The organism is Rhodanobacter soli, from assembly GCF_039523495.1.
GTDB classification, from domain to species: domain Bacteria; phylum Pseudomonadota; class Gammaproteobacteria; order Xanthomonadales; family Rhodanobacteraceae; genus Rhodanobacter; species Rhodanobacter soli.
This window is the reverse complement of sequence record NZ_BAAAFK010000001.1, coordinates 447819-459164: the sequence shown is the minus strand read 5'-3', so window position 1 is coordinate 459164 and position 11346 is coordinate 447819. Positions and strand designations below refer to the sequence as shown.

The window sequence follows — 11346 nt, the reverse complement described above, 5'->3', positions numbered from 1 at the left end:
TTCGCCGAGGCGATCCACGCGAAATTCCCCGGCAAGATGCTGGCCTACAACTGCTCGCCCAGCTTCAACTGGAAGAAGAACCTGGACGACGCCACCATCGCCAACTTCCAGAAGGAGCTGGGCGCGATGGGCTACAAGTTCCAGTTCATCACCCTGGCCGGCTTCCACAGCCTCAACTACGGTATGTTCGACCTGGCGCACGGCTACGCGCGCCGCCAGATGAGCGCGTTCGTGGAACTGCAGGAACTGGAATTCGCCGCCGCCGAACGCGGCTTCACCGCGGTGAAGCACCAGCGCGAAGTCGGTACCGGCTACTTCGACCAGGTGACCCAGGCAATCCAGCAGGGCCAGTCCTCGACCACCGCACTGAAAGGCTCGACCGAGGAGGCGCAGTTCAGGCAGGCTTCGGCGGCGTAAGGACACCACGCCGGCAGGAGCGCACCCTGTGCGCGATGATCTTCGTCGCGTGACGAGACAGGGTGCGCTCCTACACCGCCGTCGGTGGCACCAGCGCGATCACCGTCCAGCCCGGCTTCGGTTCCAGCTCACGCTTGGCCGAGGCCACCCGCAACGCGCCCTTCTCCTCCACGCCGAACATCAGCACGCTGTTCGAGCCGTATTGTTCGATGAAGTGCGGCCAGTCGAAGGTGCTGCTGAGCCCGGTCGACTTGACCCGCCAGCCCTGCGCCAGCAGGTCGGCGAAGCGACCGTGAGTCATCTCCTCATCGAACAGTGGTGGCGCCAGCAGGCTGCCAGCCAGCGCCGCGCGATCGGTGTTTTCCTGCGGGGTCAGGTTGCGCAGCCGATACACCTTCTCGCGCCCGAACTCCTGCCGGTAATGCACGCAGGCCAGCGAGTTGCGCTCGCGATGCGTGGAGACCGCCAGCAGCCGACCGATACCGGTGAGGTCGAGGTGGCGTTCGGCATGCGGCGAAGCCGGATTGCCGAAGAATGTGGCCAGCCCCTCCATCCGCGCCAGCCGGATGCCATCCCAGTCGTCGTCGGCGAGCATCACGCGGAAACCGGCCTCATGCAGCGCTTTGCCGATTGCGCGGGCGACCTGGTCGGAACCGAAGATCAGCACACCGCGCGGCTCCGGCTCGGCCACCTTCAGCCAGATCGCCAGCGGCCGCGCGGTGGCGCTCTGCAGGATCACCGTGCCGATGATCAGGGTGAACACCAGCGGCACCAGCGCCTCCGCACCAGCCACGCCGAGTGTGTCCAGGCGCAGCGCGAACAGCGCCGACACCGACGCCGCCACGATGCCGCGCGGCGCCACCCAGCCGATCAGCGTGCGCTCGCGCCAGTTCAGGCCACTGCCGAAACTGGAAATCGCCACGGTCAGCGGCCGCACCACCAACTGCGCAATCACGAACAGGGCGATGCCCGCGCCCAGCATGCCGTCCGGCAGCGGCCAGTGCAGCCGCGCCGCCAGCAGGATGAACAGCAGCGACACCAGCACCGTGGTGAGGCTCTCCTTGAAGTCGAGGATGTCGTCGATATGCACGCCACGCAGGTTGCCCAGCGCGATACCCATGATCGTCACCGCCAGCAGCCCCGACTCGTGAGTGATCGTGTTGGATAGGCTGAAGGCGAGCAGCACCGCGGCCAGCACGGCGTAATTCTGCAGGTACTCGGGGATCATTTGACGGCGCAGGAAGAACGCCATCAGCCAGGCGGACAGTGCACCGATCACCACGCCGCAGCCGATCGTGGCCACGAAGATGCCGATGGTGTGGCCTTCCTGGCGCGACACGATCGCCTCGTAGATCAGCACCGCGAACAGCGCGCCCAGCGGATCGATCACGATGCCTTCCCAGCGCAGCGTGTTGGCAATGCGCGCGTTCGGGCGCAGGGTGCGCAGCATCGGCGCGATCACCGTCGGGCCGGTCACACAGGCCAGCGCGCCGAACAGCAGCGCGATCGGCCAGGCCAGCCCGGCGACGAGATGCGCGGCCAGCGCCAGCAGCAGCAGCGAGGCCACCGCGCCGTAACTGACCAGCCCGCGTACCGCCTTGCCGATCCCCGGCAACTCATGGAAACGCAGGGTCAGACTGCCCTCGAACAGGATCAGCGCCACCGCCAGCGACACGGTCGGAAACAGCAGCTCACCGAGCAGCTTGTCCGGATCGAGCACGCCGCTGACCGGGCCCAGCACGATGCCGGCCAGCAGCAGGAACAGGATCGCCGGCAGCTTCACCCGCCACGCCAGCCATTGCGCCAGGAAGCCGATCATCAGCATGCCGGCGAGCATCAGGCCCAGCTCGATAGTCATCGCAGTCCTTGGAAGATCGGGCCGCCATCGAAACACGCACCGGTGGAGACGTCCAGCCGGCAGGCGAAACTCAGAAGCGACGGTACTGCAGCGCCTCGGCCAAGTGCTCGCGCTCCAGCAGCGCGGCGCCGCCGTCGAGGTCGGCGATCGTGCGGGCCACCCGCAGCACGCGATGGTAGGCGCGTGCGGACAGGCCCAGCCGTTCCAGTGCACTCTCGAACCAGCGCCGCTCGGCGGGGCCCAGCGCGCAGTCACGCTCCAGCTCGCGCGTGCTGATCTCGGCATTCGGTCGCCCCGCCCGCATCAGCGACTGCCGCCGCGCCCTGAGCACGCGCGCGCGTACCGTGGCGGAATCTTCGTCGCGTTCATTGCGCGACGTGCCCAGCTCCGCCAGCGGCACCGGCGGCACTTCCACGCACAGGTCGATGCGATCGAGCAGCGGTCCGGAGATGCGCGCGCGGTAGCGCTGGATCTGGTCCGGCGTGCACTGGCAACGCGGATCGCCGGCGTAGCCGCAGGGACAGGGATTCATCGCCGCGACCAGTTGGAACTGGGCGGGAAAGGTCGACTGCCGCGCCGCCCGCGAAATCATGATGTGGCCGGATTCCATCGGCTCGCGCAGCACTTCCAGCACATGCCGGCTGAACTCGGGCAGTTCGTCCAGGAACAGCACGCCGTTGTGCGCCAGCGAGATCTCGCCCGGGCGCGGATACGAACCGCCGCCGACCAGCGCCACCGCCGACGCGGTATGGTGCGGCGCGCGAAAGGGACGCCGGCGCCAGCGCGCCAGGTCGGTCACCTGCCCGGCCACCGATAGCACGGCGCAGGTTTCCAGCGCTTCCGATTCCGACAGCGGCGGCAAGATGCCGGGCAGGCGCTCGGCCAGCATGGTCTTGCCGGTGCCCGGCGGCCCCACCAGCAAGAGGTGATGGCCGCCGACGGCGGTGATCTCCAGCGCGCGCCGCGCCTGCAACTGGCCACGCACGTCGGCCAGGTCCGGACCATCTTCGGCGCCGCCATTGCTGGGAATGCCGACCGGCATCGACAGCTCGTGCGCGCCGCGCAACCAGCCGCACACCTCGGCCAGAGTGTCGGCCACCCGCACGTCCATATCCGGCACCAGCGCCGCTTCGGCGGCATTCTCGCGCGGCACCACCACGCGGCGCCCGCGGGCCCGCGCGCGCAGCAGCGCCGGCAGCACGCCGGATACGCTGCGCAGCGAGCCGGTCAGCGCCAACTCGCCAAGGAATTCGCAGTCGTCCAGTTTTTCGCGCGGCACCTGGCCGCTGGCAGCGAGGATGCCCAGTGCGATCGGCAGGTCGAAACGGCCACCGTCCTTGGGCAACTCGGCCGGCGCCAGGTTCACGGTGACGCGGCGACCGGGATATTCGAACGCGGTGTTCTGGATCGCCACGCGCACGCGATCGCGTGCCTCGCGCACCGCGGCCTCGGGCAGGCCGACGATATTGGTGCACGGCAAGCCGCCGGAAAGGTGTACCTCGACCATCACCTGTGGTGCGGCGATCCCTTCTTGGGCGCGGCTGAGGGTGACGGCAAGACTCATGCGGCCGCTGATCGCTGACGCATGGAGGATGGGTCGCTGACAGAAACGAGCATCAAGCGACTCCATCCAGCAGTGCTAATAAATAACCGCCTCCGATCGTTCTCGGGGTGAGGGTGACGGATCGGAGGCGGCTCCCGGGAGGTGGTTTGTCACTGACCCACGCGGGCAGCCACCGTGGCCTCCAGTTCGGCCACGCGTCGCTCCAATTCGTCGACCTTGGCGCGGGTACGCGCCAGTACTTGGGACTGGACTTCGAATTCTTCGCGGGTGACCAGGTCGAGGCGGCGCAATCCCTGCGCCAGAACGTCCTGGAAGTTGGCTCGCAAGTCCTGCTGCGCCTGTGCCAGTCCTGGCGGTACCAACGACACAAGTCGCAGGGCAATCTGATCGATATCCTGCCTATCCATCATGGATAGCGCCTCGCACTCGTCGAGGTAAATACTAGGTGAATGGAAATCGGGTGCGCCATCGGCATGTTCCGTCAAGAGTTGTAAGGATTGTCCTACACGAGCCGCATTCAGGCGACAACACCCGGCCAGACAGGCAAAATGCAGCTTTGGCCCTGGCCGATGCCTTCCAAGGAACAACCCATGAAGCTGGTCGTGGCGATCATCAAGCCGTTCAAGCTGGACGACGTGCGCGAAGCGCTGGCCGAAGTCGGCGTGCAAGGCATCACGGTAACCGAAGTAAAAGGCTTTGGCCGCCAGAAAGGCCACACCGAGCTGTATCGCGGTGCCGAATACGTGGTCGACTTCCTGCCCAAGATCAAGCTGGAAGTGGCGGTGGCCGACGACCAGCTCGACCGCGTGCTGGAGGCCATCCAGACCTCCGCCCGCACCGGCAAGATCGGCGACGGCAAGATTTTTGTCAGCACGTTGGAACAGGTGATCCGCATCCGCACCGGCGAGCTGGATCACGACGCGCTGTAATCCCGCTGCAGGCCGCGCCGGCACTCGCCGCAAGCGGCCTGCTTGACGACTTATGCACAACTTGTTGGGTTGACCCTTCCCTGGTCACCCGATATGTTGTGTCCGTCGGTGCCCGTCCAGACGCGATCGTCGGTCGGGCTTAAAAGGGAATCCGGTGTAATTCCGGAACTGCCCCGCAGCGGTAAAGCGGAAACGAAAGCACCCACATGCACTGGCCCTCGGCGGCTGGGAAGCGGGAGCGAGTAGGCGGATCGCCAGATCCATGTCCGCAAGTCCGAAGACCTGCCGGCACACCGGGACGAACGTGTCCCGGTGCGTAGTGACGGCTTCCGCGGGGAAGTGCGTCGTGAAGCCGGTCGCTATCCAGCGCCCGGCCTGCGCGCCGCCTCCAGAATCCATCGCTATCAGGCCCTGCGCGCGGGAGCAGGTGTTTGATGTCCATGCTCCGGAGCCACCAGCCATGCAGCCCCTCGATACCGTTGATCGCGAGCGCACCGTCGCGCGCGCCGATTCACCTGCCCCTTCTTCCACCAACGAAACCGCATTCGCACTGACCCCGCCACACAACCCCGCCCAGATGCGCGTGACCAAGCGCAACGGCGGCCAGGAAACCGTTGACGTCAACAAGATCGTGCGCGCCGTCACTCGCAGCAGCGAAGGCCTGCATGGCGTCGACCCGCTGCGCGTGGCGCTGAAGACCATCGGCGGCCTGTACGACGGCGCCACCACGCAAGAACTGGATCAACTGTCGATCCGTACCGCCGCCGCGCTGACCGCCGAGGAACCCGAATACGGCCAGCTCGCCGCGCGCCTGCTCGGCGCGTACATCGACAAGGAAGTCAGTGGCCAGGAAATCCAGAGCTTTTCGCAGTCGATGGCGCGCGGCGCGGAGCTGGACATTCTCAATGACCGCCTGCGCGATTTCGTAGCCGCCAACGCGCGCAAGCTCAACGACGCGATCGATCCGCTGGCTACCCGCCGCTTCGAATACTTCGGCCTGCGCACGGTGTACGACCGCTACCTGCTGCGCCATCCGCAGCGGCGGCTGGTGATCGAAACGCCGCAGCATTTCTTCATGCGCATCGCCTGCGCGCTGGGCGGCAACGAGATCGGCGAGACGCTGGAACTCTACCGGCTGCTGTCGTCGCTGGAATACCTGGCAAGCTCGCCCACGCTGTTCAACGCCGGCACCGCACACGAACAGCTCAGCTCGTGCTACCTGCTCGACTCGCCGGTCGATTCGCTGGAGTCGATCTACGACAAGTACGCCGACGTGGCCAAGCTCAGCAAGTTCGCCGGCGGCATCGGCCTGGCGTATTCGCGGGTGCGTTCGCGCGGTTCGCTGATCAAGGGCACCAACGGCCACTCCAACGGCCTGCTGCCGTGGCTGAAGACGCTGGACGCGTCGGTCGCCGCGGTGAACCAGGGTGGCAAGCGCAAAGGCGCGGCGTGCGTCTACCTGGAATCGTGGCACGCCGACATCGAGGATTTCCTCGAACTGCGCGACAACACCGGTGACGACGCGCGCCGCGCGCACAACCTCAACATCGCGAACTGGATTCCCGACGAATTCATGCGCCGGGTCGAGAACGATGGCGAGTGGTCATTGTTCGACCCCAAAGTGGTACCGCACTTTGTCGACAGCTGGGGCGAGACGTTCGATGTTGTGTATCGCAAGGCCGAAGCCGATGGCTTGGCCGTGAAAACCGTGAAGGCACGCGAATTGTATGCCCGCATGATGCGCACGCTGGCACAGACCGGCAACGGCTGGATGACGTTCAAGGACCGCTGCAACGCCACCAGCAATCAGACGGCCAAACCGGAAAACGTGATCCACCTGTCCAACCTATGCACCGAGATCCTGGAAGTGAGTTCGGCGACCGAGACGGCGGTGTGCAACCTGGGCTCGGTGAACCTGGCGCGGCACGTCGTTGACGGCGCGTTCGACTTCGACCAGCTCGCCGCCACCGTACGCACCGCGGTGCGCCAGCTCAACCGGGTAATCGACCTCAACTATTACCCCATCGATACCGCACGTACCGCCAACATGAAGTGGCGCCCGGTCGGACTCGGCGTGATGGGCCTGCAGGACGTGTTCTTCAAGTTGCGCCTGCCGTTCGACTCGGCCGAGGCGCTGACGCTGTCCACGCGCATCGCCGAGGAGATCTACTTCAACGCCTTGTCGCAGTCATGCGATCTGGCCGAGGCGGAAGGCGCGCACCCCGGCTTCGCCGAAAGCCGCGCCGCGAACGGCGAGCTGCAGTTCGATCATTGGCCCAATGCCACGCCGCATGACGGCGCACGCTGGAACGCTTTGCGCGAACGCATCAAGCAGCACGGCCTGCGCAACTCGCTGCTGATCGCGATCGCGCCCACCGCCACCATCGCCTCGATCGCCGGCTGCTACGAATGCATCGAGCCGCAGGTCAGCAACCTGTTCAAGCGCGAGACGCTGTCCGGCGATTTCCTGCAGGTGAACCGTTACCTCGCCGACGAGCTGAAATCACTGGGGCTGTGGACATCCGACATCCGTGACGCGATCAAGCTGGCGGAGGGTTCCGTGCGGGGCATCGACGCGATTCCCGTACGCCTTCGCGAGATCTACCGCACCGTATGGGAACTGCCGCAGAAAGCGCTCATCGAACTGGCCGCCGCCCGTGGCGCCTGGATCGACCAGAGCCAGTCGCTGAACCTGTTCATGGAAAACCCGAACATCGGCCAGCTGAGCTCGATGTACATGTACGCGTGGAAAGCCGGCATCAAGACCACGTATTACCTGCGCTCGCGTCCGGCGACGAAGATCGCCAAGACCACGGTGTCGGCGCCGCCCGACCAAGGCCATGCGACCGCCGCGGTGGTTTGTTCACTGGAGAACCCGGAGTATTGCGAGGCCTGCCAATGACGCCATGAGGTGTCGCGATGAAGCGCTACCGGAATCTCGATGGCAACTCCGGCGTCGCCGCGTACGAATCCGGTGACGGCTTCATCCGCATCCGCTTCGTCAATGGCGAAACTTACGAATACACCGATGAGGTCACTGGCCGCGCGCATGTAGTGAACATGCAGAAACTTGCGCAAGCCGGCCTGGGCCTCGCCACCTATGTCAGCCGCTTCGTGCATGACGCCTATGCACGCAAGCTTTGAATCGAAGGAACCCCATGTCCGCCCAACCCACCCGCAACGCCCACATCCTCGATCCGGGCTTCGAACTCACCCTGCGCCCGATGCGCTACCCCGGCTTCTATGAGATGTACCGCAACGCGATCAAGAACACCTGGACGGTCGAGGAGGTGGATTTCTCGATGGATACGCGCGACCTCGACACGAAGATGTCCGCCGCCGATCGCCACCTGATCCAGCGGCTGGTGGCGTTCTTCGCCACCGGCGACACCATCGTGTCGAACAACCTGGTGCTGAACCTGTACCAGCACATCAACGCGCCGGAAGCGCGCATGTACCTGTCGCGCCAGTTGTACGAGGAAGCGCTGCACGTGCAGTTCTACCTCACCTTGCTCGACACCTATATCCCCGACCCGGCCGAACGCAACGGTGCGTTCGCCGCGATCGAGACGATCCCGTCAATCCGCCAGAAAGGCGCGTTCTGCTTCAAGTGGATCGACTCGATCCAGGGTCTGCAGCGGCTGGAAACGCGCGAACATCGCCGCCAGTTCCTGCTCAACCTGATCTGCTTCGCCGCCTGCATCGAGGGATTGTTCTTCTACGCCGCATTCGCCTACGTCTACTACCTGCGCTCGCGCGGCCTGCTGCACGGCTTGGCCGCTGGCACCAACTGGGTGTTTCGCGATGAGAGCGGACACATGGCGTTCGCGTTCGAGGTGGTGCGCACCGTGCGCGCGCAGGAACCCGAGCTGTTCGACGATGCGATGCGCGCGCACGTCGAGGAGATGATGGCGGACGCGATCGCCTGCGAGACCCAGTTCGCCGAAGACGTGCTGTCTGGCGGCGTGGCCGGCATGTCGGTGACGGACATGCGTCAGTATCTCGAATACTGTGCCGACCAGCGTTTCGCCCAGCTCGACATGCCAAAGAAATACGGCGCGAAGAACCCGTTCGACTTCATGGACCTGCAGGACGTGCAGGAACTGGCCAACTTCTTCGAGCGCCGCGTCTCGGCCTACCAGGTCGGCGTGCAGGGCGAGGTGGCGTTCGACATGGCGTTCTAAGCGATATGCCGGAGGACCTATTGACTACACATGTAGGCATGGCGTAGCTTGACTACAACTGTAGTCACATGGGTCGTCCAGTCATGCGCAAACCCACCATCGGTGACCAGGAACTGGCGCTGCTGCACCATATCGACGAATGCGGCGCTGCCTCGGTCGGCGAGGTGGCCGCGGGCTTCGGCGAGCCGCGCGGGCTGGCCCGCTCGACCGTGTTGACCATGATGGAACGCCTGCGCGGCAAGGGCTATCTCAAGCGCCGGCAGCTCAAAGGCATGTTCCGCTACAGCATTGCCACCGGCCCCGGCGAGGCGATGCGCAGCGCCGTCGGCAGCTTCGTCGAGAAGACGCTGAGCGGCTCGGTGTCGCCGTTCGTGGCCTGGATGTCGGAGCGTGCCGAAGTTTCCGACACCGAACTGGCCGAGCTCGAGGCGCTGGTAACCCAGCTGCAATCACGGCGCAAGGAGTCGTGAGATGGACGCACTCAACCATTTTTCCGACATCCTGCTGACGCGACTGGTCTGGACGTCCATCCAGGCCGCCGTGCTGATCGGCGCCGTCTACCTGGCCGGCCGTCTGTGGCCGCGCCTGTCCGCGGCGATGCGCTGCATGCTGTGGTGGCTGGTCGGCGCCCAACTGCTGCTTGGCCTGCTGTGGCACGCGCCACTGGAGCTTCCGCTGCTGTCGCCCGCACCGCTTGAAGCCTCCGCGCCGGTTACGCCGCCCGTGGCGTTCTTCGCCACGACGGCGACCGCCAACGCCGCGCTGCCGTCGATCGCTTCACCGACCACACCGGCGCCGTCCTGGCGCACCGGCATCGCCCTGTTGTGGCTGGTTGCGTTGCTGTTGCAAGCGCTGATCGCGCTGCGGCAATGGCGGCGGGCACGCCGCATGCTGCGCGAATCGCAGCCCTTGCACGATGCCTCGCTGCAAGCGCTATGCACGCAGCAGGCGCGGCAACTCGGCTTGCGCCGCTGTCCACGGCTGCGCGTCTCGGACGCGATCATCTCGCCGCAGGTGACCGGCCTGTGGCGACCCACCGTGCTGCTGCCGACCGGCCACGCGCTCAGCGCCGACGAAGCGGCGATGGCGCTCGCGCACGAGCTGGCCCACCTGCGCCGCGGCGATCTGTGGCTGGCCTGGGTACCCGCGCTTGCACAGTGCCTGTTCTGCTTCCACCCGCTGGTGCGCTGGGCCATGCGCGAATACGCACTCAACCGCGAATCGGCCTGCGATGCGCAGGTCGTGCAGCACGACCACGCCGCGCCGCAGGACTACGGCCGCCTGCTGCTGCGTCTCGGCGTGGCGCAACCGATGCACGCCGGCCTCGCCGGTGCTTCCCCGTCGTTCCACAACCTCAAGAGGCGACTGACCATGTTGCAGCAAACCGTGAACCAGCCGTCGTCGCACGCGCGCGGCTGGTTGCTCGTCGCACTGATCGCCCTCGTCGGCGTGCTGCCCTATCGCGTGACGGCGGCCGGCGCGGACAACACTCCCGCCACGCCGGCTTCCACGCAGGCAAGCCTGCTGCCGCCACCGCCACCCCCGCCGCCGGCTCCTCCAGCGGCACCGCTCCCCGTCATGCCCGCCGTGCCCGCCGCGCCGCCGGCACCACCGCTGCCACCCACCCCGCCGCTCGACGCCAGTGGCCTGCGGGTTCACCACGCCAACGTCGCCATCCATACCGACGCCGGCGAAGGCTTCGCGCTGTTCGATGGCGATGCGGCCATCGTCAACGGCAGCGACGTCGACCTCGCCGCCGCGAAGCGACTGCAGCGGGGCGGCAAATCCACGCTGTGGTTTCGTCGTGGCGACAAGGCCTGGCTGATCGACGACCCCGCCTACGTGCAGCGCGCCAAGGCCGCCTACGCGCCGGTCGACGCCCTGGCCAGGCAACAAGGCGAGCTGGGCGGCAAGCAAGGTGCGCTCGGCGGCAAACAGGGAGCCCTAGGCGCGCAGCAAGGCGTGCTGGGCGCCCAGCAGGGGCAGCTCGCCGGCCAGCGCGCCATGCTGGCCAACCAGCAAGCCATGCTCGCGGCGCAATCCAGCCAGCGCGACCGCGCCGCTGAAATGCAGGCGAACCGCACCAAGCTGGAAGCCAGCGAGCAGGAACTCGATCAGCAGCAGGAAAAGCTCAGTCAGCAACAGTCGGCACTGGGCCGGCAGCAGGCCGAACTGGGCAAGCAGCAGGAAGCGCTTGGCGCGCAACAGGAAGCACTGGGCCAGCGCCAGCAACAGGCCACCAGCCAGGCCAGTCAGCAGATCCGCAAACTGCTCGACGAAGCGATCGCCAAGGGCGTCGCCAAGCCGACGAGCCTGCGCTGATCGGAACCTCCGCGAGCGTTCGTTGCAGAACGTCTCGCGGAGCAAGGGGCGATCCAGCAGACAGCGGTGGGG

General features: G+C 66.2%; 9 protein-coding genes, 1 pseudogene and 1 riboswitch. Of the genes and pseudogenes, 7 read left to right on the top strand and 3 right to left on the bottom strand.

What is annotated here, in order from left to right:
* Positions 1–417: pseudogene (locus ABD024_RS01950) on the top strand (isocitrate lyase); the annotation flags it as partial.
* 70 nt (positions 418–487) lie between these two features.
* Here the strand turns inward: ABD024_RS01950 and ABD024_RS01945 are convergent.
* From ABD024_RS01945 to ABD024_RS01935, 3 genes are all read right to left on the bottom strand, one after another.
* Positions 488–2275, bottom strand: coding sequence for a cation:proton antiporter (locus ABD024_RS01945; protein ID WP_343849072.1), 1788 nt, complete (start codon positions 2273–2275; stop codon positions 488–490).
* Positions 2276–2345: 70 nt separating this feature from the next.
* Positions 2346–3839, bottom strand: a complete 1494-nt coding sequence (locus tag ABD024_RS01940) for a YifB family Mg chelatase-like AAA ATPase (RefSeq protein WP_343849070.1) — start codon at positions 3837–3839, stop codon at positions 2346–2348.
* A 149-nt stretch (positions 3840–3988) separates the two neighbouring features.
* Positions 3989–4249 (bottom strand): accessory factor UbiK family protein, encoded by a 261-nt coding sequence (locus ABD024_RS01935; protein WP_343849068.1) that lies wholly within the window; start codon positions 4247–4249, stop codon positions 3989–3991.
* 180 nt (positions 4250–4429) lie between these two features.
* Here ABD024_RS01935 and glnK point away from each other — a divergent pair, with 180 nt between their 5' ends.
* The 6 genes from glnK (at position 4430) to ABD024_RS01905 (ending at position 11274) form a co-directional block, all read left to right on the top strand.
* Entirely contained in the window at positions 4430–4768 is a 339-nt protein-coding gene (glnK, locus tag ABD024_RS01930) for a P-II family nitrogen regulator (RefSeq protein ID WP_343849066.1), read from the top strand.
* A gap of 89 nt (positions 4769–4857) precedes the next feature.
* A riboswitch (cobalamin riboswitch) is annotated at positions 4858–5072 on the top strand.
* 156 nt (positions 5073–5228) lie between these two features.
* On the top strand, positions 5229–7670 hold the full coding sequence (locus ABD024_RS01925; RefSeq protein ID WP_343849064.1) for a ribonucleoside-diphosphate reductase subunit alpha: 2442 nt from the start codon (positions 5229–5231) through the stop codon (positions 7668–7670).
* A gap of 17 nt (positions 7671–7687) precedes the next feature.
* Positions 7688–7912, top strand: coding sequence for a hypothetical protein (locus tag ABD024_RS01920; RefSeq protein WP_343849062.1), 225 nt, complete (start codon positions 7688–7690; stop codon positions 7910–7912).
* Between the two features lie 14 nt (positions 7913–7926).
* Positions 7927–8952, top strand: coding sequence for a ribonucleotide-diphosphate reductase subunit beta (locus ABD024_RS01915; RefSeq protein WP_343849060.1), 1026 nt, complete (start codon positions 7927–7929; stop codon positions 8950–8952).
* An 83-nt stretch (positions 8953–9035) separates the two neighbouring features.
* Positions 9036–9422 carry a BlaI/MecI/CopY family transcriptional regulator gene (locus ABD024_RS01910; RefSeq protein ID WP_343849058.1) on the top strand — a complete coding sequence of 129 codons (387 nt, stop codon included), beginning with the start codon at positions 9036–9038 and terminating at the stop codon, positions 9420–9422.
* 1 nt (position 9423) lies between these two features.
* A complete protein-coding gene (locus tag ABD024_RS01905) occupies positions 9424–11274 on the top strand; it encodes a M56 family metallopeptidase (RefSeq protein ID WP_343849056.1) in 1851 nt (616 codons plus the stop codon).
* The last annotated feature ends 72 nt before the right edge of the window (positions 11275–11346 follow it).

Coding starts and splice junctions, on each gene's coding strand:
- ABD024_RS01945 (WP_343849072.1), bottom strand. CDS start 2,275: ATGACTATCGAGCTGGGCCTGATGCTCGCCGGCATGCTGATGATCGGC.
- ABD024_RS01910 (WP_343849058.1), top strand. CDS start 9,036: ATGCGCAAACCCACCATCGGTGACCAGGAACTGGCGCTGCTGCACCAT.
- ABD024_RS01925 (WP_343849064.1), top strand. CDS start 5,229: ATGCAGCCCCTCGATACCGTTGATCGCGAGCGCACCGTCGCGCGCGCC.
- ABD024_RS01915 (WP_343849060.1), top strand. CDS start 7,927: ATGTCCGCCCAACCCACCCGCAACGCCCACATCCTCGATCCGGGCTTC.
- ABD024_RS01905 (WP_343849056.1), top strand. CDS start 9,424: ATGGACGCACTCAACCATTTTTCCGACATCCTGCTGACGCGACTGGTC.
- ABD024_RS01920 (WP_343849062.1), top strand. CDS start 7,688: ATGAAGCGCTACCGGAATCTCGATGGCAACTCCGGCGTCGCCGCGTAC.
- ABD024_RS01935 (WP_343849068.1), bottom strand. CDS start 4,249: ATGATGGATAGGCAGGATATCGATCAGATTGCCCTGCGACTTGTGTCG.
- glnK (WP_343849066.1), top strand. CDS start 4,430: ATGAAGCTGGTCGTGGCGATCATCAAGCCGTTCAAGCTGGACGACGTG.
- ABD024_RS01940 (WP_343849070.1), bottom strand. CDS start 3,839: ATGAGTCTTGCCGTCACCCTCAGCCGCGCCCAAGAAGGGATCGCCGCA.